Genomic DNA, 24,653 nt, shown 5'->3' on the forward strand with positions numbered 1-24,653 from the left:
TTACTTCATTGATGTTATCGGTTTTATGTCATTGATAACAAGTCATTAATGTTGAAATGAGGATAAAAATAAAGCAGCACCATAGTGGATATGGGCTGCTTTTATTGTCGACTTAATTCTATCGAACGTAGTGTTTAGTTTGCGTTAGTTAAAGCTTATTTATCTCACGTGAAACGGTAAACTCGGGCGATGTAACATAACGCTCCATTAATCTTAGTTGGCGCTCCATTGCCATATACTTACGTCGAATGTCGTGAAACGCTTGCTTTGGTGGCTCGCCGGCCTGCCAAATGCGCGCTTTAACCTTTATTGGTTCACTTTGAATATCAGCGACAGGCTCATAGCCTTCTACTTGTGTTGCCGATGCAGGTGCTGGTGTATGTTGATCGGCAATTGGGTTTGTTGCTGTCGCAGGCTTCTTATCAAGAATGAACCATGCTGCAATGTATAAAAACACTAGCCAAGGCATGCCAAACAACACACCAGAAACTATCAGTATTCGAATTAGCCATGTTTCCCAGCCAAAGTAGTCTGCTAATCCTGCACAAACACCCGCTATTTTACCTTGGCTTGGAATGCGATATAGCTCACCACGACGTTTTACACTCATACTTTGTTTCTCCACTCTGGTGACTCGGCATCCAGAATGGCTTCAAGAGTTTTAATGCGATCCGCCATTTTGTCTGCTAGTTCAGAAAGCTCAGATAGCTGAATATATTCTTCTTCGCTTAACCCCTGACTGATTTGACGCTTACTACGGTAATGTAAAATTAACCAAATAGGCGCAACAACCAGCATAAATATAATGATCGGGGCAACTATAATATCTCCCATTCTACTTCTCCTTACTAATGCAGTGGTGGTGGCCTAATTACTTCTTGTCTTTGCTATTAAGCTTAGCTTTTAATTGCGCTAATTCATCATCGATGTTTTCATCGTCTTCAAGTTCCGCAATTTCATCAGCAAGTGACTTACTGCCTAAATCGTGCGCTTCAACTTGGGCTTCTAGATCATCAATTTTACGCTCATAGCGATCAAAACGGCTCAGTGCATCGTCAACCTTTTCGCTATCAATATTGCGCTTCACTTTTAAGCGTGAACTAGCAGTTTTCTCACGCATAATAATTGCTTTCTGGCGCGCTTTTGCATCGGCTAGCTTATCTTGCAACTGCGAAATTTCATTTTGCAACTTGCTGATGTGCTCTTCTACATGTGCTAATTCCTCAGCCAAAGCTTCGGCATTGTCACTGCTCTTTTTCTTCTCAATTAAAGCGGCTCGAGCTAAATCTTCACGACCTTTGCTTAACGCTAATTCCGCTTTTTCTTGCCACTGCTCGGCATCTTTTTCATAACGACTGATTTGGCGTGCTAATTCCTTTTTGTCAGCCAAGGTTTTTGCTGAGCTAGAGCGAACCTCAACCAAAGTGTCTTCCATTTCCTGAATAATCAGGCGCACCATTTTTTCTGGATCTTCAGCCTTGTCTAATAACGCATTAATATTAGAATTAATGATGTCGGTAAATCGTGAAAAAACACCCATAATCATTTCCTCAACTTAGTTTGCTTAATATCAATCTGGTAACTTGCTATTCATTATCTAAGCCAAATTGACAAATCAAAGCTAACTACATGTATTAGTTAGTTTTATTTATTTTTATTAAAAACACTTCAAACAATTTGGTTAATAAAATACACTATTTGTTAGCGAAATAAACTAATAATTAGGATCAATATGGCGCGCTTTAGTCAACAAGACAATTTGATAGGACAATCAAACAGTTTTCTCGAAGTATTGGAGCAAATTTCGCAAATAGCGCCATTAAGTAAACCAGTGCTTATTATTGGTGAACGCGGCACGGGTAAAGAGCTCGTTGCGGCGCGTCTGCATTACCTTTCAAAGCGTTGGGAGCAAAACTATTTAAAGCTTAACTGTGCGGCACTCAACGAAAATTTACTTGAAAGTGAATTGTTTGGGTATGAAAGCGGCGCATTTACGGGGGCTAATAAACGCCATGAAGGTCGCTTTGAGCGCGCCGACAAGGGCACCCTATTTTTAGATGAAATTGCCAATACTTCAGGGCTTATTCAAGAAAAACTACTGCGCGTTGTCGAGTATGGCGAATTTGAACGCGTTGGTGGATCTCGCACCATAAAAACCGATGCGCGCTTAATAGCGGCAACCAATGAAGATTTGCCTAGCTTGGCTGAACGCGGAGAATTTCGCGCCGATTTACTCGACCGTTTAGCGTTCGATGTTATCACCCTGCCGCCACTGCGCGAACGGATGGAAGATATCTTGGTACTAGCAGAGCACTTTGCCATTAACATGGCGCGCGAATTAGAATTCGAACTCTTTAGTGGCTTTACCGAAAAAGCGAAACGCGCGCTGCTCGAGTACCACTGGCCGGGCAATATTCGAGAGCTAAAAAATGTTGTTGAACGCAGTGTCTACCGCTGTAACAATCCGCATTTACCAGTGCACGAGTTGGTGATAGATCCTTTTGAATCACCTTATCGCCCTACAACCCGTGTTAAAACACAAGATCGTGTGGTTGAACGCCCAGAGACAAATGAAAGTAAAGACTTAAATACCGCACGTGAGTCAGATACAATAGCGCCAGCTCAGCAAGTGCAACAAACTCCAGCTGAAATTACGCCTAATTTCCCATTGTCATTAAAAAACTTATCACAAGATTACGAGATAAAATTGATCAAGTCAGCATTGGCAAATTGTCAGTATAATCAAAAGAAAACCGCAGACGCACTTGAGCTTACCTATCACCAGTTGCGTGGTTACTTGAAAAAATACAACTTACTGGATGGAAATAATCTAGATGAAGCTTAACCGCTGGCTTAGCGCAATTTTTATGGCCTGTTTAGTGCTGCTAAGTGGCTGTGAAATTGATAATCAAACGATTGCTCAAAACAGCTTAGTCTATTGCGCAGAAGGTTCACCCGCTTCCTTCAATCCGCAAACTGACACGTCAGGAACTACAATAGACGCCATTGCCAATCAACTTTATGACCGTCTTATTCGCTTTAATGACGACAATAGTATTGCTCCTGCATTGGCAAAGTCATGGCACTTAACTCGTGACGGTAAAATGGTCACCTTCTATTTACGCAAAGATGTGACCTTCCATCAAACCGAATATTTCACTCCCACACGCAATTTTAATGCTGATGATGTCGTTTTTAGCTTTGAGCGCATACTAAATACCGAGCATCCATTTCATCAGGTATCCGGTGGTAAGTACCCATTTTTTCAAAATGTACAATTTAGTAATATTGTTGAGGGCATTGAGAAAATAAACGACCACACGGTGCGCTTTAAGCTGCGTGAAGCCAATAGTTCATTCCTTGCCAATTTAGCCACAGATTATGCGGTTGTTTTATCGCAAGAATACGGTCAGCAACTGCTATCACAAGGTAGGCAGGAAGAAATCGACAGCAAACCTATAGGTACGGGGCCATTTAAGCTACAAAGCTATCAATCTGGTTCGCTACTGCGTTATTACCGTCATGAAAGTTACTGGCATAATGAGGTAAAGCTTAATCAATTGGTTTTTGATATCACTGCCAGTGATACTGGCCGACTTACTAAGCTACTCACCAACGAATGTGATGTTATTGCTTACCCTATTGCACCTCATAAAATTAAGGAAAACCCTAACCTCATTGTTGAGGAAGTCACCGCATTTAATATTGGCTACTTAGGTTTTAATACCCAAAAAGCACCTTTTGACGACCCACAGGTTAGGCGAGCCGTCGCTCACGCAATTAATAAAGACGCCATTATCACGGCGATCTATGGTGAACAAGGCGAAATCGCGCATTCTATTCTGCCTAAAAGCTCATGGGCACATGATAGCTCAGTGATTCCTATCGAGTACAATCCTGAGCAAGCCATAGCATTGCTGCAAGAAGCTGGCTATGAAGATGGCTTAACCTTTGATATATGGGCGATGCCTGTTCAGCGCTCATATAATCCAAATGCATTGACGATGGCGAAGCTCATTCAAGCTGACTTGAATCAAATTGGTGTGAAAGTGGATATTGTATCCTACGAATGGTCGACTTTCTTGCGAAGACTAGGTCAAGGAGAACACCAGTCGGTGTTGTTAGGTTGGAGTGCAGATCACCCAGATCCTGACAACTTCCTAACGCCGCTACTCAGTTGTAACAGTGCAGAAACCGGCAGTAATCGCGCGTTCTGGTGTGATCAAGAATTTGATAGCTTATTAAAGCTCGCACTGAAAACAGATAATATAAACCAACGTAAAAATTTATATTTACAAGCACAAGCAATATTTCAACGGGATTTGCCTTTATTGCCACTTGCCCACTCTAAGCGCTTTCAAGCAAGGCACGAGCAAGTAAAAGGTAAAATTTTAAACTCTTTTGGTGGCATTAACTTTGCCGAGGTTAGCAAGCTGTAATGTTAATTTTCACTCTGCGTAAACTTAATCTGTTTTTGTTTACTATGTTGCTGCTAACCGTTTTGAGTTTCAGCTTATCGTTTTTATTCCCTGGCGATCAGTTAACGAATTTAACCGGCCAGTTAAATATTACGCCAAGTGAACAAACCGCACTAGCAAAAGAGTACAGCCATGAAAGCAATATCGCTTGGCAATATGCAGCTTACTTGGGTCATATTCTTAATGGTGAACTTGGTCTTTCAATGACCAATCAAACCAATATTACTGATGAAATTTTACGGCTTTTACCTGCGACCATTGAATTGAGCTTATTTGCGTTTGTAATTGCCACCGTCATTGGAATTCCACTGGGTTTTATTGCCGCAATTCGACACCATAAACCTGCTGACCACGTAATCCTAGCCTTTGCCATGATCGGTTATTCAATACCTGTGTTTTGGTTAGGTTTGTTAGCGATATTAACGTTTTCTATTCAGCTCGGTTGGCTTCCTTCTGGCGGGCAAATAAGCTTGCTTTATGAAATTGAACGCACCACTGGGTTTATGTTGGTTGATATATTATTGAGCGACAGCCCATATAAGTGGCAGGCCCTGCAAAATAATTTTGCCCACATGATATTGCCGGCACTAGTCATTGCAGCAGCGCCCGCCACAGTATTTATTCGCCTTGCACGCACGGCGATGCTTGAAGTACTGCAAACAAGTTATATCAAAGCCGCTAGAGCAAAAGGCTTAAGCTTTAGCCAAATTATTTTGCGCCACGCTATTCGCAACGCGCTGATTAAAGTGGTTCAGCATATCGGCTTACAGTTCGCGAACTTAGTTACATTGGCGATGATTACAGAAGTTATTTTTAACTGGCCAGGCATCGGCCGTTGGCTTATCGAAAGTATCTATCAACGTGACTACACCGCTATTCAAAGTGGTTTACTGGTGCTATCTAGCTTTATTTTCTTTGTTCACATTATCACCGATTACACATACGCAGCGTTAAACCCGCTGGCACGTGGAGCGAAATATGGCTCGCGATAAAATTTATCAAGAAGAAGAGTTTCCATCGCCGTTAACGCAGCTTTGGCTGGTATTTCGTCAAACGCCGTTAATCTTAATAGGACTCGGCGCTTTCGCTTTTTTGATTATTCTTGCGATTTTCTCCCCGATACTTGCTCCGCATTCCTCGGTCGAAAGCAATGTCGCCATGGCGATGCTACCTCCTGCGTGGGACGATAATGGCAATGTTTCTTACTTGCTCGGCACAGATGACCTTGGGCGTGATATGCTGTCACGGTTGATGCATGGTGCATCTCTGACCTTTGGTTTAAGTTTTATTGTCGTTATTGTTGCTTTGGTTATAGGTGTCTTTATCGGCGCATTATCCGCGCTAACTCAAGGCATTAAGTCCAGCTTCCTTAGTCACTTTCTCGATGTGATTTTATCTATCCCATCACTGTTATTAGCCATCATAATCGTGGCGATTTTAGGGCCTGGCTTGAGTAACACTTTATGGGCTGTCGTCATGGTGCTCATACCACAATTTGTCCACATCACCCGAAACGCGGTAAAAGAAGAGTTCGCGAAAGACTACGTGATGGCGTCAAAACTTGACGGTGCAAGTTCGCTACGTATTTTACATTACTCTGTGCTGCCAAATATTATTGAAAAAATTATCAGCCAAGCGACCTTTGCCCAATCGGCTGCAATCTTAGATATTGCAGCACTAGGTTTTCTTGGTCTCGGCGCACCTATTCCTTTGCCTGAATGGGGGGCTATGCTCGCCAGTGGTTTTGACCTTTTCTATATCGCTCCTTGGACGGTGTATTTGCCAGGGTTAGCCATTTTATTTGCGGTAGTTGCTACAAACCTCGTCGGCGAAGGTTTACGCCATGCCATTAAACAAAGGGTACAAAGCTAGTGAACCTGTTAGATATTCGCAATTTATCAATTGAGCTAGTCAACAAACATGAGCGAACACTCGCCGTTGACCGAGTTAGCCTAGCGATGAAAGAAGGCGAAGTCCGTGGCCTTGTTGGTGAATCAGGTTCGGGTAAGTCTTTGCTGGCACAAGCCATTGTTGGTGTACTCAGCGACAAATGGCATGTCACTGCGGACCGCTTTCACTGGCGAGGTAAAGAGCTTTTACATTTGCCACTAGATGAACGAAAAGCCATTATCAGTAAAGATGTTGCAATGATCTTTCAAGAGCCCATGGCTTGTCTTGATCCGACAACAACTGTTGGTGAGCAACTTGAGGAAGCAATTGCAAGTTCCATGCTAAACGGTAACTTCTGGCAGCGTAGAAAGCAACGTAAAGAGGCAGCAATAAAGTTACTGCATAAAGTGGGGATCAAACAGCATACCTACTGCAGCAAAAGCTACCCTCATCAGCTGACAGAAGCATTTTGTCAACGAGTGATGATTGCTATGGCGTTGGCTAGACGCCCTAAATTACTGATTGCTGACGAGCCTACAGCGGCGATGGAAGCTACCAATCAAAGCCAAATTTTTCGCTTACTAGCCAGCTTAAACCAGCTAAAGAACATGTCGATTTTGCTGATCAGCCACGATTTAGAAAACATTACCCATTGGACGAATACTATTACCGTAATGTACAGCGGCCAATTTGTTGAAGCCGGCACCACCGAGCAAATTTTCAATCAGCCACTGCACCCATACACACAAGCGCTGCTTGATAGCAGCTTAAATGCCAATAGTAATTTGCCGGCAAAATCTCGACTGATGGCACTGCCAGGCAGCATTCCGATTTTGCAGCACTTACCTATCGGTTGCCGACTGGGGCCACGATGCCCCAGAGCGCAAAAAGCCTGTGTAAACGCGCCAAAAGTAAAAAACTATCATGGTCATCAAGTAAGCTGTCACTATTCGCTTAAGGAGCTTTATTAATGACGACGCCGACAGCGCTGCTAGATGTTAGCGAATTAAGCAAAGTGTACAAAGTTCGTGGCCAATGGTTTAAACGCAAAGAAATTACTGCTCTTTCACCACTGTCATTCTCATTGCAAAGCTATAAAACATTAGCCATTGTTGGTGAAATGGGCTCTGGCAAGTCGACATTGGCAAAGTTACTTGTTGGCGCAGAAGTACCCACAACAGGCAAAATAAAACTTAATGGCCAACTGCTAGAGCCGGGGAATTTTAAACAGCGTTGCCAGTATGTGCGCATGATATTTCAAGACTCTTCGACAACGCTAAACCCAGCCCTTACCATTGGTCAATTGCTGGATGAGCCACTTAAGTTGAATACCAATTTAAATGAGCTAGAACGAGCACAACTGATCAGAACCACATTACTGAAAGTCGGGATGCTGGCAGAGCATATGAATTTCTACCCGCATATGTTTTCTGGCGGCCAAAAACAGCGTATTTCGCTCGCTAGGGCTATTATTCTATCGCCGCAAATCGTTATCCTTGATGAAGCCTTAGCTGCCCTTGACCCTTCACTTCGCTCACAGATGATCAATTTATTGCTCGATCTACAACAACAAATGGGGTTAGCATTCGTGCTAATCTCGCACAATTTAGGTATTGTTCGCCACCTAAGTGATGAGGTGATGGTGTTATGTGACGGCAAAGTTGTTGAGTACGGTACTACAGCGCAAGTACTCAAACAGCCAAACCATAAATACACCAAAAAGCTGATTATGAACCAAAGCGCTCAAATGACTGGCAAACGATAGCTCAACGACAGATATCGCGACCTACATCCATGCACTTAATTACAGGCATAGAAATTAAAGACATAAAAAAAGCGCCATTAGGCGCTTCTTTATTACTTACTGATTTAGTTTCAATAGCTTAATTAGAAAGCTGATGTTTCCTGAATGCTTTCGCGTTGGCTAATTTTCGCATCAGCTTTTAACGAGTCTACGTAACCCTTGTATGTTTCCTGAGCCAGCTGATTAGCTTTTTGCTCAGCAAGTTGTGGGTTGACCGCATTATTGCCAGCTTTAACTGCAGTCACTTGTACAATTGCTAAGTCACCATTTGCCAGCGTAGCTGTGCCAGCAGCAATGCTATTTTCTGCTGGTTTTGGCAGAGTAAATGCCTTGCGAACTATTGCGCTATCAACCGCAGCGCCAAATCTCGCCATTGCAACTTGCTCTTCAAACTTACTACCGGCTTCACTTAACTCAGCGTCAATATTCTCACCACTGTTGTACTTAGCTACTAAGTCATCAACTAACGTTTGTGCCGCAGCTGTTGCCTTCTCATTCGTCAACAACGCAGTAATTTGCGCTGTCACTTCACTTAACGGCTTAACATCAGCAGGTTGGTGCTCAGCTAAGCGAACAACCATAACAAGGCCATCGTTTACTTCAATCACGTCAGAGTTTAAGTTCTCGCTTAGCACTAAATCAGAAAATGCAGCGTCGATTACGCTAGGTGCATCAAAAGGTGCTAGATTACCATTGCGCGCAAGCCAGTCTGATGTTTTCACTTCTGCGTTCACGGCGCCAGCAGCATCATCTAAACTGTCTGGGAATTCAAACGCCACACGCGCTAGTTCTTGTTGCAATTCAAAGAACTGATTCTGCGCTTTGTCACTCTTAACACGAGCCGTTAACTCTTGCTCAACCTCTTCAAAAGATTGAACTTGTTCAGCAACTAACTCGGTTAACTTGATAATATGAAAACCAAAGCTTGTTTGAACAACACCGCTTACATCACCTGCAGCAGCTAATGCAAAAGCAGCATCATCGAATGCTTCGTCCATCACACCACGTTCGATCCACTCTAGATCACCACCGTTTTCACCGCTGAATGTATCGGCTGATTCAGTTTTAGCTAATTCAGCGAAGTCTTCACCTGCCTGAATTCTAGCAAGAATAGCTTCAGCCTGCTGCTTTGCCGCAGCTTCATCTTCACCAGCTTCGACTAAAATATGTGAAACGCGGCGCTGCTCTTGCTTGGTAAATTCGTTAATGTTTTCACGATAAAAGGTGTTCACCTCTTCTGATGTCACATCAACATTTTTAGCGATATCTGCTACGTCAAGCGCAACGTATTCAACCTTTACTTTTTCTTGGTTTTCAAACATCACTTGGTTGTTTTGGTAGTAGTCACTGATCTCTTGCTCAGCAACTTCAACTTTCGCTTTAAACTGCTCTGCAGAAATGGTGGCAAACTTAACATCGCGTAGTTGGTTTTGTAGCGCGGTTAACTGCTCGGTTTGGTACGGCAGGCTGAACTCAGTTGCCACTAATGCTTGGCTAAGCTGACGTCTTGTTAGCTCAACACGCAAGTAATCACGAAAATCTGAAGATTGGAAAAAACCCGATTGGTTAATAATTGCTAAGTAGCGGTTATTGTCGAACACACCGTTAACCTGAAATTCCGGCATCTCACGGATAGTTTTCTTTAGGTCTTCATCTGAAATACGAATAGCTAGTTCACGAACACTTTGATCAATAAGCTTTTCGTTGATTAGGTTATCTAATACACCGTTGCGGAAATTCGCCATGTAGCTAGGATCAGCTGACAAGGTATCAAACATATCACCAAATTGCTGCGCCATACGATTACGCTGCGCTTGGTATGCTTGATCAAAAGCTTGTTGGGAAATTTTCTCACCATTAACTTCTGCAACAGAAGTATCAACACTGCTGCTGTACCCGCCAATACCAGCGACCGCAAAAGTTAAAATAATAAAGCCAAGGATAACCTTAGCAATAACTCCTTGAGAGTTTTCTCTTATATTCTCTAACATCTTCTTCTCTTTAACACTCTTGTGTGTTTCGTGTGCGCGATTTTATCAGATGCAACCAGCAGCTTGAAGTAACATCAGGTGATAACTTGAGGCTTTTTGACTAAGTGCGTGCCGCACAAAAGAAAAGACCACCTAATGGTGGTCTTTGGAATGCTTGCATTTGAAACTAAATCAATTGTATAGATTAGTTACACGCGTCTTTTAACGCTTTACCCGCTTTGAAAGATGGGATTTTTGCAGCAGAAATTTCAATCGTTGCACCCGTTTGTGGGTTGCGGCCAGTGCGTGCAGCACGGTCACGTACTGAGAATGTACCGAAGCCAACTAGAGCAACTTGCTCACCGCTTTTTAATTCTTCAGTAACCGCTTCGATAAATGAGTCTAAAGCACGACCAGCAGCAGCTTTTGAAATATCCGCGCCAGCAGCAATTTTCTCGATTAGTTGAGACTTATTCACAGTGTCTTCCCCTTCAATTGTTATTATTCAGCACTATCGTTTGTTTTAGCGTCCTGCAGAAACGTTTATAACAAGCTTCTTTTTGAACATCAAGCACTGAGTTAAAGAAAAAATAGTAGATAAAATTTTTATTATCTTTGACTAGAACCCTTTGTATACGGGCGCTAGCGCTATCAGCGTTTCTAAGTTACCACGTTTTCAGCGTTTGAAAAGCGATATTTGTAATTTTTTCCCACTTTTTTACAAAATCATCGCTTTTCTTGCACTAAAAACACGTAACTGCTTTATTTTTCATCAACCTTGAACGTATCAACAGGGTGTTCAAGGGCGATATCAAGCACTTCGTCAATCCACTTCACAGGGTGAATAGCGAGGTCCTGCTTAACGTTTTCTGGTATTTCTTTTAAATCACGCTCGTTGTCTTTTGGAATGACAACCGTTTTAATACCGCCGCGATGAGCCGCTAGTAGCTTCTCTTTTAAACCGCCGATGGCTAAAACTTCACCGCGCAAAGTAATCTCACCCGTCATCGCAACATCTGCTTTGACAGGGTTACCCGTTAGGCTTGAAACCAAAGCGGTACACATGCCAATACCGGCGCTTGGACCATCTTTTGGCGTCGCCCCTTCTGGCACGTGCACGTGAATATCGCGTTTTTCGTAAAAATCTTCATTAATGCGAAGTTTTTCAGTGCGGCTGCGAACCACTGTCATTGCTGCCTGAATCGACTCTTGCATCACATCGCCCAGTGAACCTGTATAAGTGAGTTTACCTTTACCGACATTCGAAGCCGTTTCGATAGTCAACAAATCGCCACCTACTGATGTCCACGCTAAGCCAGTCACTTGGCCTATGCGGTTTTGGTCGTCTGCTTTACCGTAGTCAAAGCGTTGTACGCCCAAGTATTCACTTAAGTTTTCATCAGTGATTTCAATATGCTTGATTTGTTTGTCCAGTAAGATGGCTTTAACCACTTTACGACACAGCTTCGAAATCTCTCGCTCTAAACTTCGCACACCTGCTTCTCGTGTGTAGTAACGGATGATGCCAACAATCGCGCTATCATCAATGGTGACTTCTTTCGCTTTTAAACCGTTACGTTCGATTTGCTTAGGTACTAAGTGACGCTTCGCAATATTTAGCTTTTCATCTTCGGTATAACCGGATAAACGAATCACTTCCATACGATCTAATAACGGGCCAGGAATATTCATGCTATTTGACGTCGCAACAAACATGACATCGGATAAATCGTAATCCACTTCTAAGTAATGATCGTTGAAGCTAGTATTTTGCTCAGGATCTAGTACTTCTAATAATGCTGATGCAGGGTCACCGCGCATATCCGACGCCATCTTGTCGATTTCATCTAATAGGAATAGCGGGTTTTTCACGCCAACCTTAGCAATTTTTTGAATAAGCTTACCTGGCAGGCTACCAATGTAAGTACGACGATGGCCACGAATCTCGGCTTCATCACGCACGCCACCAAGTGCCATGCGAACATATTTACGGCCTGTAGCTTTCGCAATAGATTGCCCCAATGATGTTTTACCAACACCTGGAGGCCCCACTAAACAAAGAATAGGCCCTTTTAATTTACTAACACGCTGTTGAACCGCTAAGTACTCAAGAATGCGTTCTTTGACCTTATCTAGACCATAGTGATCTTTCTCTAGTACTTCTTCTGCTAACGCTAAGTTCTTTTTCAGCTTACTGCGTTTTTTCCATGGTACGTTGCACATCCAGTCAATGTAGCTGCGCACTACCGTAGCTTCTGCCGACATAGTCGACATCATTTTCAGCTTTTGGTACTCCGCCATGGTTTTATCTTTGGCTTCCGCCGGCATTTGCGCTTCTTCAATGCGTTTAAGCATTTGCTCGGCTTCATCTGGCACATCGTCCATTTCGCCTAGCTCTTTTTGAATCGCCTTCATTTGCTCGTTGAGGTAATACTCGCGTTGGCTTTTTTCCATTTGCTTTTTCACGCGGGTACGAATTTTCTTCTCAACTTGCAGTAAGTCTATCTCGCCTTCCATCAAGGCCATCAAATATTCCAAGCGCTCAGAAACATTGGTGGTTTCTAAGACCTTTTGCTTGTCATTAATTTTCAGTGGCATGTGCGCTGCCATTGTATCGGCCAGCTGCTCAGGGTCTTCAATACCTGACAATGATGTTAATACTTCCGGTGGGATCTTCTTGTTAAGCTTTACATAGCCCTCAAACTGAGAGATAGCAGAGCGTACCAACACATCACTGCTCTCGTCGCCGTCGCTTTGTGACTCAATGTATTCAACATCTGCGGTAAAGTAATCTTCAGTATTGATAAACTGTTTGATTTGAGCGCGCTTAACGCCTTCAACAAGTACTTTTACCGTACCGTCAGGCAGTTTAAGCATTTGAAGAATTGATGCAACGGTACCCGTTTCGTATACATCGTTCGCCGTTGGGTCATCAATTGCAGCATCTTTTTGTGCAACTAGGAACACCTGCTTATCACTTTCCATCGCAATATCTAAACTGCGGATAGATTTTTCGCGACCAACAAACAATGGAATCACCATTTGTGGATAGACAACGACGTCTCTTAACGCCAATACGGGGATTTCTACTACACCGGATAATTCATTGGTCATAGATAACTCTCTTGGAAATAGAATCTGAAATCAGCAGCTTGCTTTTCTTCCCATGAAAAAAACAAGTGCAGTACTCAACGAGTATTCAATACGATAAAAAAGTATATGGGGATGTTAAAATAACTTTCAACAAAGCAATAAAAAAAAGAGCCTTATAGGCTCTTTTTTGTGCGATTACGATAACTTACCATTATCACATTGATGGACTTAGCTGTCTGATGCAGCTTGGTCTTGTGGCGTTTCGTAGATAATGATTGGCTTAGACTCACCAGTAATAACGGTTTCGTCAACCACCACTTTCGATGCATTTTCCATTGATGGTAGCTCGTACATGGTATCAAGCAACACACCCTCAACAATTGAACGCAGGCCACGTGCACCAGTTTTGCGCACCATGGCTTTGTTAGCAATTGCTTTTAACGCATCTTCTCTGAACTCTAGTTCAACATCTTCCATATCAAACAAGGCGGTAAATTGCTTCGTTAACGCGTTTTTCGGCTCTTGTAAGATTTGAATCAACGCGTCTTCATCAAGCTCACTTAACGTTGCAACGACAGGCAGACGACCAATAAACTCAGGAATTAAACCGTACTTCACTAAATCTTCAGGCTCAACTTCTTGGAAACGCTCGGTAAGAGACTTGTTTTCGTCTTTGCTGCGCACTTCTGCGCCAAAGCCGATACCCGTACCTGTTTCACAACGCTGCTCAATCACTTTATCAAGGCCAGCAAATGCACCGCCACAGATAAATAAGATCTTAGACGTGTCTACTTGCAAAAACTCTTGCTGCGGATGCTTACGACCACCTTGCGGCGGTACTGACGCAATTGTACCTTCAATAAGTTTTAGCAGTGCTTGCTGCACACCTTCACCTGATACATCACGGGTAATTGAAGGGTTATCTGACTTGCGTGAAATCTTGTCGATTTCATCAATGTACACGATACCACGTTGCGCTTTTTCAACGTCGTAGTCACATTTTTGTAATAGCTTCTGAATGATGTTTTCTACATCTTCACCAACATAACCCGCTTCAGTTAATGTGGTCGCATCGGCCATGGTAAATGGCACATCCAATAGGCGTGCTAACGTTTCTGCCAATAGTGTTTTACCACTACCTGTAGGACCAATCAGCAAGATATTACTTTTGCTTAACTCAACACCATTGTGCTGATCGCCATTGCGCAAACGCTTATAGTGGTTATATACCGCTACGGCTAATACCTTTTTGGCGTGCTCTTGACCAATAACATAGTCATCAAGGCTTGCACGAATGTCCATTGGTGAAGGCAGTGACTCTTTGTCTTGCTTAGGTGCAATTTCTTTGATTTCTTCGCGGATAATGTCATTACATAATTCAACACACTCGTCGCAAATAAAAACTGACGGACCAGCAATTAATTTACGTACTTCGTGTTGGCTCTTACCACAAAAAGAGCAATATAATAATTTTCCACTATCACCGTCACCTTTCTTAATATCGGTCATACGGTACCTCTAAATTTATAACTTTCTAAATGATTCACGCTGTTTTACTAAGTATTTCACAAAATGCTTAGATGACAATCTTATTTGTCAGCTCTTTGTTCTAATATGGCATCAACTAAGCCATATTCAACTGCATCTTGTGCACTTAAGAAATTATCGCGGTCAGTGTCTTGCGCAACTTGCTCAAGCGGCTTACCAGTATGATCTGCCATTAAGCGATTTAATTTCTCTTTAATGTATAAAATTTCTTTTGCGTGAATTTCAAAATCTGACGCTTGACCTTGGAAGCCACCTAATGGCTGATGGATCATAACGCGTGAATTTGGCAGACAATAACGCTTACCTTTTTCACCGCCAGACAACAAGAATGCGCCCATGCTAGCCGCTTGACCAATACAAACAGTACTGACGTTAGGCTTGATAAACTGCATGGTGTCGTAGATAGCTAAACCAGCCGTTACTGAGCCACCCGGTGAATTAATGTATAAGAAGATGTCTTTTTCTGGACTTTCCGACTCTAAAAACAACATCTGTGCAACGATTAGGTTCGCCATATGGTCTTCAACCTGGCCGCACAAGAAGATTACACGCTCTTTTAACAGGCGCGAGTAAATATCGTAAGAGCGCTCCCCTTTTGCCGTTTGTTCAACCACCATTGGGACTAGGGCATTTTCGATATTGTTATTTTCGTTAAGGGAATGAGTTAGATGAGATGTAAACAACGGAATTTCCTTACTTGTAAAAAAAATGGCTCATATGAATCCATACAAGCCATTTAAGCTATTGCTTAGCGTATTGTCAACGAAAAGCTTATTTTGCTTCAGGGTTCATGATGTCCTTGAAGCTTGCTTCTTTGTCAGAAACATTTGCTTTTTCAACAACGAAATCTACCGCTTGCTCTTCTAATGCAACGTTTTGCATTTGCTGGTGCATTTCTTTGTTGTTTTTGTAGTACTCGATAACCTCGCTTGGATCTTCGTATGCAGATGCAGCCGTTTCGATTAACTCGTCAACTTTCGCTTCGTCAACTTTTAACTCGTTTACTTTGATGATTTCACCAAGTAACAAACCAACTTTTACGCGACGTTTCGCTTGTTCTTCGAACATTTCAGCTGGTAGTTGAGGTAAGTTTTTAGGGTCCATTTGACCACCGAAGCGCTGTAGTGCTTGCTGACGTAATACGTCTACTTCTTGTGCGATTAATGCAGCAGGAAGTTCAACTTCGTGGTTTTCTAATAAACCTTCGATTGCTTGCTCTTTGATCTTAGCTTTTACTGCTTGACCAAGTTCACGCGCCATGTTTTTAGAAACTTCTTCACGAAGCGCTTCTACGCCACCTTCTTCAACACCGAAAAGCTTAGCGAATTCATCGTTAACTTCTGGAAGCTCTGGGCCTTCAGTTTTAAGTACTTTAATGTCGAATTCAGCTTCTTTACCTTTTAGGTTTTCAGCGTGGTAGTCTTCAGGGAAGGTTACTTTAATCGTTTGCTCTTCACCTACTTTCATGCCAGTGATTTCTTTTTCGAAACCTGGGATCATGCGGCCAGAACCAAGCTCAAGTTCGAAACCTTCAGCTTTACCACCTTCAAACTCTTCACCGTCAACACGACCTAAGAAATCGATAGTTAGCTTGTCGCCTTTCTTAGACTTACGCTTGTTCTCTTTCCACGTTTTGTGTTGGTTTTGAAGGGTAACGAACATTTCGTCGATGTCAGCATCAGTAACTTCAGTAACTGGGCGCTCAACAGCGATTTTTTCTAAATCTTTGATTTCAACTTCTGGGTATACTTCGAACGTTGCTTCGAATTCGAATGGTTTGCCATCTTCGTTGCTTTTCGCTTCGAAGTTAGGGCGACCCGCTGGGTTGATCTTTTCTTCGATGATTGCTTCAACGAAGTTGCGTTGCATTAGCTCACCAGTGATCTCTTCACGAACTGCCTTGCCGTAACGCTTTTGAATAACTGATGGTGGAACTTTACCAGGGCGGAAACCATTGATGCGTTGGGTCTTAGCTAATTGGCGAAGACGGTTTTTAACTTCAACATCTACTTTTTCAGCAGGAACAGAAATCGTTAAACGGCGTTCCAAACCTTGTGTAGTCTCAACAGAAACTTGCATTTATATACCTCAATTTAGCGTTTGAACACGCTTCCTATTTTCCATCTATCTATCCAAGCAAATTCTCACCATGAAAATGCTGTCAGCCCTTGTGGTCTAAGCCAGTTGAGCTAGGAAACACCTGAATAAATGATGCTCATATTAAAATTAATGACGCGCAATTATAGCCATGCTTTTTGCAAGAGTCGAGTTTATCGCCTGATTATTTTATATTCTTAAATTTTTCAACAAGATAGTAGCAAAATTAGCGTATTTCTAAGGTGTTTACGCTAATTCACTGATCTAATGAGAATTTACCCGATAAAAAAGAAAAACGGCCAAAAGAATTAAGTAAATTGCTAGGCGGTGTAAAGCGTGATCCAACTGAGTAGTTAAAGAGTTTCCAAACCAATTGCCATCAAAGGACTAATGGTAAAGTAATCGGTAATATCGAGCGTGAAACTATAAGTCTTTGAAAGAACACTCAATCAAGTTTCTATATAAGGTAGGAAGAAATAGAAGCCAATGATGTAGGATTTGAACCTATGACCCTGTGAAAGAGTACCCAAACCCAATGTGATTAAAGCGAGAAAGAGAATGTGCTCGGTAATGCAGGATTTGAACGTACGACTCTATTTGAGAGAGTACCCAAACCAAATGCTATCAAACGAAATAAGAGAAAGTGGTCGGTGATATAGGATTTGAACGTACGACTCTATTTGTGAGAGTACCCAAACCAAATGCTATCAAACGAAATAAGAGAAAGTGGTCGGTGATGTAGGATTTGAACCTACGACCCCTTGGACCCAAACCAAGTGCGCTACCAAGCTGCGCTAATCACCGACAGAGGTAATGGTAATCGAAGTATTCTAATTCGAACCACTTTAAATTTTAGCATCTTAAATTGTGCTGATAATAACACTACAAAAGCTAAAATCTGAAAGAGTGGTCGGTGATGTAGGATTTGAACCTACGACCCCTTGGACCCAAACCAAGTGCGCTACCAAGCTGCGCTAATCACCGACGAAAGATGGGGTGGCTAATGGGACTTGAACCCACGACAACCGGAATCACAATCCGGGGCTCTACCAACTGAGCTATAGCCACCATTGTATGGCACGCCCTGCAGGATTTGAACCTGCGACCCACGGCTTAGAAGGCCGTTGCTCTATCCAGCTGAGCTAAGGGCGCACATCACCTACAAGTGCGTAGCTTTACTATCTATTAATTTAAGATAATAAAGTGGTCGGTGATGTAGGATTTGAACCTACGACCCCTTGGACCCAAACCAAGTGCGCTACCAAGCTGCGCTAATCACCGACTGAATTGTTAAAAGCCTTGTTGCCTTCAACGGGTGCGCATATTACCGACCCACCCTTTACTCGTCAAACACTTTTTTAAAAATTTATTTCAACCGCTCACCTTTTCGCCACAACGTCTAAAAAAGCAAATAAATGCTGATTTTTTAGCTATAAACACTATGTTTATTATGAATATTTAGATCACTTAACTTATTTTGCGATAACAACTGACATAGCTCAGCTTTTTTCGTAATTATGCGTTTTGTTGTTACAACAAGCTCGGCTTTTATGCAAAAATATTAGCGTGAATTAATCCTCTACCTATTAAAGAACTATGACAGCACAACTTATTGACGGAAAAGCTATCGCACAGAGTATTCGTACTTCGGTGAAAGAGAAAGTAGCAGCGCGAATAAATCAAGGAAAACGAGCACCGGGATTGGCGGTTATTTTGGTTGGTAATGACCCTGCATCAGAAGTATACGTTGGCAGCAAACGCAGAGCTTGTGAGGAAGTTGGTTTTGTTTCTCGCTCATACGACTTGCCTTCAAGCACATCTGAAAAAGAATTACTGGCGCTAATTGAAGAATTAAATCACGACGATGCTGTTGATGGTATTTTAGTGCAACTGCCTTTACCTGAGGGGCTAGATCCCAATTTAGTGATCGAACATATCAACCCGCAAAAGGATGTAGACGGTTTCCACCCTTCTAATGTAGGTAAACTAGCGCTGCGTCAACCTGGCCTTCGCCCGTGCACGCCAAAAGGTATTGTCACATTAATCGAATCAACCGGTGTTAAACCTCATGGCTTAGAAGCCGTTGTTGTTGGTGCTTCAAATATAGTAGGTCGACCGATGACACTTGAGCTATTGCTAGCTGGCTGTACGGTAACAACCACTCATCGTTTTACGAAAGATTTAGAAAGTAAAGTTCGCCAAGCTGACCTGCTAGTCGTCGCCGTGGGTAAACCAGAATTTATTCCAGGCGATTGGATCAAAGAAGGTGCCATTGTGATTGATGTTGGTATCAACCGCCTAGAGTCGGGTAAGTTAGTTGGTGATGTTGAATTTGGTATTGCTAAAGATAAAGCTGATTACATTACACCTGTTCCCGGTGGTGTTGGCCCTATGACGGTTGCAAGCTTAATAGAAAATACCTTAATCGCCTGTGAAGAGTTCGGTGCAAACTAGTCAATTAGCTTAAACTCTGCTTGCTATAAAGTTGTAAAAAATAAGAAAAGCGCCTATTGGCGCTTTTCTTATTTCTGTATGGTTGCAAACAACTGGCTAAGTAATTTTAAACTTTGCCAGCAAGGGTTCGTAAACCGAAATAATGTTGCGCAATTCGTTACTGCTAGTTTGCAACATACCCAAGGCTTCATTTGAGCGTTGGCTTAATTGATTGGCCTCATCAACCTGCTCAGTAATGCTTTGCAACGTCACCGACTGTTCTTCTGTTGCACTGGCAATTTGATCGTTCATTGACAAGATATTGCTAAGCATATCGACAATGTTGGTGATCGCTTGTTCCGACGACTGGCTAAGATCAACTGTTTTGTCTAATGAATCCATACTTCCCTGCATTGCATTAACCGATAGCTGAGCACCCGCTTGCAGTTTTTCAATCATATGTTGAATTTCACTAGTTGATTCTTGTGTGCGCTGCGCTAAGGTTCTAACTTCATCTGCAACTACTGCAAATCCGCGCCCTTGCTCACCTGCACGCGCCGCTTCAATCGCAGCATTAAGGGCCAGTAAGTTAGTTTGATCAGCAATACCACGGATTACATCCAATACCGAACCAATTTCATTGGTATCATTTGATAGCTGCTCAATTGCCGCACTGGTATCTGTCATATTCACTTTTAGGCCTTCGACAGCATTTATCGCTTGATTTTGTAATGCTAGCCCTTGTTGTGCCTCTTTATCTGAGTTTTGCGCTTCTTGGCGGGCATTGTCAGCACTTTGCGCAATTTCCTGCGTCGCGCTAGTAATTTCGGCTGTAGAATGACTAACTCCAGCTAGCACTTCAGAACTCGTGCTTAGGCTGCAATTAGAGTCGTCAACTACCTTAGCTAAAGCATCCGACTCACTGCTTAGTACTTTTAGCGAGCCAGCAATATCCCGGATTACTGTTCTCAGTGATGCTACCATGCTGTTAAATGCGGTGTTCATTTGAGCGATTTCATCCTGACCGACTATAGGTAAGGATTGGGTTAAATCATTGTTCTTGTCGATATCCGTGATTTGTTTTGTAGCTTCACGCAATGGCTGCTGGATGCTAGCGACTAGCCCCCAACCGAGACCTACCCCTATCACAAGCACAACTAAAATAGCCGAAACAATAAACTGCCAGCTCGCATCATATGTTTCTTGGTTACTCTGATAAAACGCTTCAGCACCAACTACATTGGTTTGAAACATATCTTCTAGCTGCTTGTGCAGCTGTTCAAACAAAGCACGGTATTCGTTATTGGCCAATCGGTCCGCTTCAACATCATTATTTGTTTGGCTCAGCCTAACAATTTGATCGCGCAGTTTTGCCATTTCTCGAACTTCGTCTTGCACTTGTTGAAATAGCTCTGTTTCTTCACCTGGGTCTAGTGTTTTTGAAAACTCATCTAGTGAAATGGTGAGTTGCTGCGCAGCATTAGTTATTCTGCGCTCAGCTTCGCGCATCGCATTATCGTCAGGTGAAATAATATGGCTTTTAAGCCAGACAAACTCCTCATAGGTGTGTTTACGCGCATCGGTTAAATTAACCACGCTAACAAAGTAATTGTCGTAAATCTCTTGGCCGCCTTCATTTATCGAACCAGCAGAACGCAGTGCCATTAATAGCATTAGCACAGGAATCACGATAAAGATGATGATAGCCAGCGGAATCTTCTGTGAAATCTTTAGGTTTCTTAACAAAGTAATCATAACTACCCTCTAAAATTCAACGCTAGCTCTAAGCGTGACAACGGTTGGTTCACTATCAATCTCACCAAGATCGCCAAAACCACTGTTTTCTATGCGCTGCACAGATCCAGTCAAATAAAAGTTATCAAACATTTGGTATTTGGCATAAGCTTCGAATTGGCTAATATCATCAAGCTCATTGTTGGTGTTAAGCTCACTGCTCACCATCGACTGGCTATAACCAAGGCCAAATGCCCAGCGTTCCACTTGCTGTTGCCAAGAGATACCGTAAAACTGTTCAATTTCACTGACATCTTCATTTGCGAAACCATAACGCAATAAAAATTGGCCTGCGTTGCTTTGAAAAGCCAGTGTAATATGTGCTCCTGCATTATTGTCTTCACTGCCATCAAGTGTTTCTACATCCAAACTAGATGCCCAAATTGAACCATGCACACTCAGTTGTTGGTATTGCCAAGCTAACTCCAAAGATGTGAAATACTCGTCCATTTCATCAAACAAGCTTGAATAACGAGCATCTAAGTCGCCTAAACCTTGCGCCTGAGAAAGTAAAAATGAATAGTTTAATTGGCTATTGATTTCACCAGTATAACCAAGGCCTAGTGCATAATCTGGTGCGCCACTGGTTTGAATATTAACAAACGATGACGAAACAAATTGTGTTGTTTCATCATTCGCCCAATCGCCTGATTCCGTAAATCCGGAAGGGTAAAGTAAGCCTACAACTAATTCACCATTGCCAACTGGTAAATAGTATTCAGCACTTGATATCTGAATTCGGCCATTGCCGTTATCGTCAGCAGCTCCGCCAGCATCGGCCAGTGCCTCACCATAAGTATCAGTTACTCTGCCTTCTTTAGAACTACTGGTACCCTCGATATACATGTGCCAGCGACCTAATGGTAGTCGCCCATCAACATCAGCATCAAGAACACCAATAAATTCACTGCTAACGTCATCTGCTGATGTAGTTAAATAAAAGCCTGTTACAGCGCCACTTATTTCCACAGCAGACGAGCTCGCTGGTGCCATTAACAAACCGAGAAATACTTTCTTTAACACTATTTTTTATTCCTTTTTCCAACGTCAACATCTAATTTGTAGCAAGACAAGGCAGTTTTTTCCTATATAACAACAAGAAATACCTTATTACTTTTCTTGTTATTTTATCTGTCACGTATGCAACTAATTGTTAATAAATGTAAAATCAAAAATTTAGTTTATGTAAATATAAAATGAACTAGCGACACTTCACTGAGTTGTTAAAATGTTGCCATTTCTCGATCAAGCCATTACCTATGAGTAAACAAGTCAATCAGTTACTAGATCAGCACAATAAATTAGTTCATTCAGAATCATTGAAAGTTATATCGCACGTTCAAAGGGAAGATGATGACTGGATTGTAAATACTTTGATGTTGGACAATATTGACGTTCCCTTCAAATATAAGCGCAAAAAACAATACCGAAGCTTGCAAGGACAACGAGTCAATATCACCTATTACCCAAGCACAGAGACCGTTGCGGGCTTTGAAATGGAGGTAATGAATATCGTCAGAATCAAAATTGCTTAGGCGGAATCGATACTAGTTAGCCTATTTACTAGCGTGATCCTTAGATAAAACCATCATGCAGGATTTATTTTATTGATTTAAATCGTTCATCCAGCTTATTTTTTAATCGCCCCTTGACGAATTCCTCGCCATATTACATAAATAAATAGTCGACATTAAAAAAATACATACATCGACTTTGTACATAAACAGCTTGTGCATACCACTAGTGTTGCGAATAACAAAAACAAAACGCAATTAACAAAAATCGGGGACTGCGAGAGGTACAATTATGATCTTAAATCATATCTGGGGGCTTTATGCTCACCCAAAAGAAGAATGGCACACCATTGAGAAACGTCACGAAAGCTTGTTCTACAGTTTGGCACACATACTAACTATCGCCTTAATTCCATCAATTTGTGGCTATTACGCTGCCGCTCATATTGGCTGGTCAATCGGTGCTGCTGACGTGATTAAATTGACCGAACAAAGCGCGCTAGTCATGTCTGTAGGCATGTATGGGGCGTTAATTGCGGGAGTGTTTGCGCTTGCCTATCTAATTCATTGGATGGCCAAAACCTTTGATTCAGATCCTAGCTACACACAATCACTAGAACTTGCCGCCTACACAGCGACACCTTTGCTGATGGTCGGTGTCACGGCTCTATTCCCTGTGCTTTGGTTTGTGGTTACAGCGGGCATGTTGGCAATTTGTTACTCGGTTTACCTGCTTTATTCAGGTGTGCCGATTATGATGAACATTCCTGAAGAAAAAGGCTTTATTTACTCTAGTTCAGTGGTTACTTGTGGTTTAGTACTGCTGGTTACCATTATGGCAGCAACTGCCATTTTATGGAGTATGGGCTTTGGTCCAGAGTATGTTGCTTAATGCACATATTCCTTTAAAAACAATACTCAAAACGAGTTGAAGCTTTAAAATATAAAACGACGTCATTATCTCCCCGCTTTTTAAGCTACAGTGACGTCGTTTTTTTATGCCTAACTAACTAGGCTATACAAGCCAAGCAAGCTAACTAAGCTGAGCAAGCTGAAGTAACTTTAAGCTGAACTGCTTTTAAAGGGGTGGGTTTTATGCCAATGCTCCGCAATATCAATGCGGCGGGCAAACCACACATGGTCAAATGACTGCGCATATCGGAAAAACCGCTCTAACGCTTTAATACGCCCCGGACGACCAATCAAACGACAATGCAAACCTATCGACATCATTTTCGGGCGATTTTCGCCATTCGGGTCACCTTCTTCATACAAGGCATCAAAAGCATCTTTTAGATAATTAAAGAATTGATCGCCGGCATTAAACCCTTGAACTGCAGCAAAGCGCATATCGTTTACATCCAAAGTATAAGGTACGATTAACTGTGGTTTGGTTTCACCCTGTACGCCGATGGCTACTTCCCGCCAAAATGGCAAATCGTCGCTGTAATCATCGGCGTCATAAAGAAACTCACCACTTTCTGCCACTAGCTGACCTGTATTGGGGCTTGTGCGGCCAGTATACCAACCCTTAGGCTTTTCCCCTGTGATCTGCTCAATGATCTCGATGGCCGCATGCATATGCTGGCGTTCTGTATCGATATCAACCTCTTGGTAGTTAATCCACCTGAGCCCATGACTACAAATTTCATGGCCTGCGGCCATGCAAGCCTCTGCAATCTCAGGGTGGCGTTTCAGCGCCATGGCAACAGCAAATACCGTCACCGGTATTTGGTACTTATCAAACAACCTAAGTAAGCGCCAAACACCTGCACGACTGCCGTATTCGTAGATTGACTCCATACTCATATGACGATCTTCTACATGTGGGGCGTTAATAATTTCAGACAAAAAAGTTTCGGCCGCAGGGTCACCATGCAGCACAGAATTTTCTCCCCCTTCTTCGTAATTCATCACTACTTGTACAGCAATTCTCGCGTTATTTGGCCAGTTAGCATGAACTGGTTTACTGCCATAACCAATCAAGTCGCGCGGGTAGTTGTTATAGCTTGAGCTCTTATTATCAGTCACT

At 42.4% G+C, this 24,653-nt stretch carries 21 protein-coding genes and 5 tRNA genes; 9 read left to right on the forward strand and 17 right to left on the reverse strand.

Annotated elements, in window-relative coordinates:
* Positions 1-148 precede the first annotated feature (148 nt).
* From pspC to pspA, 3 genes are read right to left on the reverse strand one after another with little or no spacing between them, the layout of a single operon-like run.
* Positions 149-610 (reverse strand): envelope stress response membrane protein PspC, encoded by a 462-nt coding sequence (gene pspC, locus DXX92_RS13055; protein ID WP_116000842.1) that lies wholly within the window; start codon positions 608-610, stop codon positions 149-151.
* Entirely contained in the window at positions 607-834 is a 228-nt protein-coding gene (gene pspB / locus DXX92_RS13060; protein ID WP_116000843.1) for an envelope stress response membrane protein PspB, read from the reverse strand. Before pspB ends, pspC begins: the two co-directional genes overlap by 4 nt.
* Before the next feature lie 37 nt (positions 835-871).
* Positions 872-1,540, reverse strand: coding sequence for a phage shock protein PspA (gene pspA, locus DXX92_RS13065; RefSeq protein WP_116000844.1), 669 nt, complete (start codon positions 1,538-1,540; stop codon positions 872-874).
* 192 nt (positions 1,541-1,732) lie between these two features.
* Here pspA and pspF point away from each other — a divergent pair, with 192 nt between their 5' ends.
* From pspF to DXX92_RS13095, 6 genes are read left to right on the forward strand one after another with little or no spacing between them, the layout of a single operon-like run.
* The gene (gene pspF / locus DXX92_RS13070; RefSeq protein WP_116000845.1) at positions 1,733-2,845 is read left to right on the forward strand and encodes a phage shock protein operon transcriptional activator; all 1,113 of its coding nucleotides are present in this window, start codon (positions 1,733-1,735) and stop codon (positions 2,843-2,845) included.
* Entirely contained in the window at positions 2,835-4,439 is a 1,605-nt protein-coding gene (locus DXX92_RS13075) for an ABC transporter substrate-binding protein (protein ID WP_116000846.1), read from the forward strand. The genes pspF and DXX92_RS13075 overlap by 11 nt, the downstream gene beginning before the upstream one ends.
* The gene (locus DXX92_RS13080; RefSeq protein WP_116000847.1) at positions 4,439-5,470 is read left to right on the forward strand and encodes an ABC transporter permease; all 1,032 of its coding nucleotides are present in this window, start codon (positions 4,439-4,441) and stop codon (positions 5,468-5,470) included. The genes DXX92_RS13075 and DXX92_RS13080 overlap by 1 nt, the downstream gene beginning before the upstream one ends.
* Positions 5,457-6,350 carry an ABC transporter permease subunit gene (locus tag DXX92_RS13085; RefSeq protein WP_116000848.1) on the forward strand — a complete coding sequence of 298 codons (894 nt, stop codon included), beginning with the start codon at positions 5,457-5,459 and terminating at the stop codon, positions 6,348-6,350. Before DXX92_RS13080 ends, DXX92_RS13085 begins: the two co-directional genes overlap by 14 nt.
* Positions 6,350-7,339, forward strand: a complete 990-nt coding sequence (locus DXX92_RS13090; protein ID WP_116000849.1) for an oligopeptide/dipeptide ABC transporter ATP-binding protein — start codon at positions 6,350-6,352, stop codon at positions 7,337-7,339. The genes DXX92_RS13085 and DXX92_RS13090 overlap by 1 nt, the downstream gene beginning before the upstream one ends.
* Positions 7,339-8,133, forward strand: coding sequence for an ATP-binding cassette domain-containing protein (locus tag DXX92_RS13095; RefSeq protein WP_116000850.1), 795 nt, complete (start codon positions 7,339-7,341; stop codon positions 8,131-8,133). Before DXX92_RS13090 ends, DXX92_RS13095 begins: the two co-directional genes overlap by 1 nt.
* A 122-nt stretch (positions 8,134-8,255) precedes the next feature.
* On the opposite strand, the gene DXX92_RS13100 is transcribed toward DXX92_RS13095, so the two are convergent.
* The 11 genes from DXX92_RS13100 to DXX92_RS13150 form a co-directional block, all read right to left on the reverse strand.
* Complete coding sequence (locus DXX92_RS13100; RefSeq protein WP_116000851.1) at positions 8,256-10,163, reverse strand: SurA N-terminal domain-containing protein; 1,908 nt, start codon at positions 10,161-10,163, stop codon at positions 8,256-8,258.
* A gap of 184 nt (positions 10,164-10,347) precedes the next feature.
* Positions 10,348-10,620, reverse strand: coding sequence for a nucleoid-associated protein HU-beta (gene hupB, locus DXX92_RS13105; protein WP_116000852.1), 273 nt, complete (start codon positions 10,618-10,620; stop codon positions 10,348-10,350).
* A 284-nt stretch (positions 10,621-10,904) separates the two neighbouring features.
* Entirely contained in the window at positions 10,905-13,256 is a 2,352-nt protein-coding gene (gene lon / locus DXX92_RS13110; protein WP_116000853.1) for an endopeptidase La, read from the reverse strand.
* A gap of 207 nt (positions 13,257-13,463) precedes the next feature.
* Positions 13,464-14,744, reverse strand: a complete 1,281-nt coding sequence (clpX, locus tag DXX92_RS13115) for an ATP-dependent protease ATP-binding subunit ClpX (RefSeq protein WP_116000854.1) — start codon at positions 14,742-14,744, stop codon at positions 13,464-13,466.
* An 80-nt stretch (positions 14,745-14,824) separates the two neighbouring features.
* A complete protein-coding gene (clpP, locus tag DXX92_RS13120; RefSeq protein ID WP_281269084.1) occupies positions 14,825-15,466 on the reverse strand; it encodes an ATP-dependent Clp endopeptidase proteolytic subunit ClpP in 642 nt (213 codons plus the stop codon).
* An 88-nt stretch (positions 15,467-15,554) separates the two neighbouring features.
* Complete coding sequence (tig, locus tag DXX92_RS13125; RefSeq protein WP_116000856.1) at positions 15,555-16,862, reverse strand: trigger factor; 1,308 nt, start codon at positions 16,860-16,862, stop codon at positions 15,555-15,557.
* A gap of 745 nt (positions 16,863-17,607) precedes the next feature.
* Positions 17,608-17,684, reverse strand: a tRNA-Pro gene (locus DXX92_RS13130).
* Between the two features lie 103 nt (positions 17,685-17,787).
* Positions 17,788-17,864: transfer RNA gene (locus DXX92_RS13135), tRNA-Pro, on the reverse strand.
* Positions 17,865-17,872: 8 nt separating this feature from the next.
* Positions 17,873-17,948: transfer RNA gene (locus DXX92_RS13140), tRNA-His, on the reverse strand.
* 7 nt (positions 17,949-17,955) lie between these two features.
* Positions 17,956-18,032: transfer RNA gene (locus DXX92_RS13145), tRNA-Arg, on the reverse strand.
* A gap of 52 nt (positions 18,033-18,084) precedes the next feature.
* Positions 18,085-18,161: transfer RNA gene (locus DXX92_RS13150), tRNA-Pro, on the reverse strand.
* A gap of 315 nt (positions 18,162-18,476) precedes the next feature.
* On the opposite strand from DXX92_RS13150, the gene folD reads away from it, so the two are divergent.
* Complete coding sequence (gene folD / locus DXX92_RS13155; protein ID WP_116000857.1) at positions 18,477-19,334, forward strand: bifunctional methylenetetrahydrofolate dehydrogenase/methenyltetrahydrofolate cyclohydrolase FolD; 858 nt, start codon at positions 18,477-18,479, stop codon at positions 19,332-19,334.
* A gap of 96 nt (positions 19,335-19,430) precedes the next feature.
* Here the strand turns inward: folD and DXX92_RS13160 are convergent, their stop codons facing one another.
* Both DXX92_RS13160 and DXX92_RS13165 read right to left on the reverse strand, forming a co-directional pair.
* On the reverse strand, positions 19,431-21,068 hold the full coding sequence (locus DXX92_RS13160; protein WP_116000858.1) for a methyl-accepting chemotaxis protein: 1,638 nt from the start codon (positions 21,066-21,068) through the stop codon (positions 19,431-19,433).
* 9 nt (positions 21,069-21,077) lie between these two features.
* Positions 21,078-22,130, reverse strand: coding sequence for a hypothetical protein (locus tag DXX92_RS13165; RefSeq protein ID WP_147301962.1), 1,053 nt, complete (start codon positions 22,128-22,130; stop codon positions 21,078-21,080).
* A 236-nt stretch (positions 22,131-22,366) separates the two neighbouring features.
* On the opposite strand from DXX92_RS13165, the gene DXX92_RS13170 reads away from it, so the two are divergent.
* Both DXX92_RS13170 and DXX92_RS13175 read left to right on the forward strand, forming a co-directional pair.
* The gene (locus DXX92_RS13170; RefSeq protein WP_116000860.1) at positions 22,367-22,642 is read left to right on the forward strand and encodes a hypothetical protein; all 276 of its coding nucleotides are present in this window, start codon (positions 22,367-22,369) and stop codon (positions 22,640-22,642) included.
* Between the two features lie 271 nt (positions 22,643-22,913).
* Positions 22,914-23,513 (forward strand): Yip1 family protein, encoded by a 600-nt coding sequence (locus DXX92_RS13175; protein WP_116000861.1) that lies wholly within the window; start codon positions 22,914-22,916, stop codon positions 23,511-23,513.
* A 170-nt stretch (positions 23,514-23,683) separates the two neighbouring features.
* Here DXX92_RS13175 and puuE read toward each other — a convergent pair whose 3' ends face one another.
* Positions 23,684-24,652, reverse strand: coding sequence for an allantoinase PuuE (gene puuE / locus DXX92_RS13180; protein WP_116000862.1), 969 nt, complete (start codon positions 24,650-24,652; stop codon positions 23,684-23,686).
* Between the last annotated feature and the right edge of the window lies 1 nt (position 24,653).

The sequence above is a fragment of the Thalassotalea euphylliae genome (assembly GCF_003390395.1).
GTDB lineage: Bacteria > Pseudomonadota > Gammaproteobacteria > Enterobacterales > Alteromonadaceae > Thalassotalea_F > Thalassotalea_F euphylliae_C.

Coding starts and splice junctions, on each gene's coding strand:
- pspC (WP_116000842.1), bottom strand. CDS start 610: ATGAGTGTAAAACGTCGTGGTGAGCTATATCGCATTCCAAGCCAAGGT.
- pspB (WP_116000843.1), bottom strand. CDS start 834: ATGGGAGATATTATAGTTGCCCCGATCATTATATTTATGCTGGTTGTT.
- pspA (WP_116000844.1), bottom strand. CDS start 1,540: ATGGGTGTTTTTTCACGATTTACCGACATCATTAATTCTAATATTAAT.
- pspF (WP_116000845.1), top strand. CDS start 1,733: ATGGCGCGCTTTAGTCAACAAGACAATTTGATAGGACAATCAAACAGT.
- DXX92_RS13075 (WP_116000846.1), top strand. CDS start 2,835: ATGAAGCTTAACCGCTGGCTTAGCGCAATTTTTATGGCCTGTTTAGTG.
- DXX92_RS13080 (WP_116000847.1), top strand. CDS start 4,439: ATGTTAATTTTCACTCTGCGTAAACTTAATCTGTTTTTGTTTACTATG.
- DXX92_RS13085 (WP_116000848.1), top strand. CDS start 5,457: ATGGCTCGCGATAAAATTTATCAAGAAGAAGAGTTTCCATCGCCGTTA.
- DXX92_RS13095 (WP_116000850.1), top strand. CDS start 7,339: ATGACGACGCCGACAGCGCTGCTAGATGTTAGCGAATTAAGCAAAGTG.
- DXX92_RS13100 (WP_116000851.1), bottom strand. CDS start 10,163: ATGTTAGAGAATATAAGAGAAAACTCTCAAGGAGTTATTGCTAAGGTT.
- lon (WP_116000853.1), bottom strand. CDS start 13,256: ATGACCAATGAATTATCCGGTGTAGTAGAAATCCCCGTATTGGCGTTA.
- clpX (WP_116000854.1), bottom strand. CDS start 14,744: ATGACCGATATTAAGAAAGGTGACGGTGATAGTGGAAAATTATTATAT.
- tig (WP_116000856.1), bottom strand. CDS start 16,862: ATGCAAGTTTCTGTTGAGACTACACAAGGTTTGGAACGCCGTTTAACG.
- folD (WP_116000857.1), top strand. CDS start 18,477: ATGACAGCACAACTTATTGACGGAAAAGCTATCGCACAGAGTATTCGT.
- DXX92_RS13160 (WP_116000858.1), bottom strand. CDS start 21,068: ATGATTACTTTGTTAAGAAACCTAAAGATTTCACAGAAGATTCCGCTG.
- DXX92_RS13170 (WP_116000860.1), top strand. CDS start 22,367: ATGAGTAAACAAGTCAATCAGTTACTAGATCAGCACAATAAATTAGTT.
- DXX92_RS13175 (WP_116000861.1), top strand. CDS start 22,914: ATGATCTTAAATCATATCTGGGGGCTTTATGCTCACCCAAAAGAAGAA.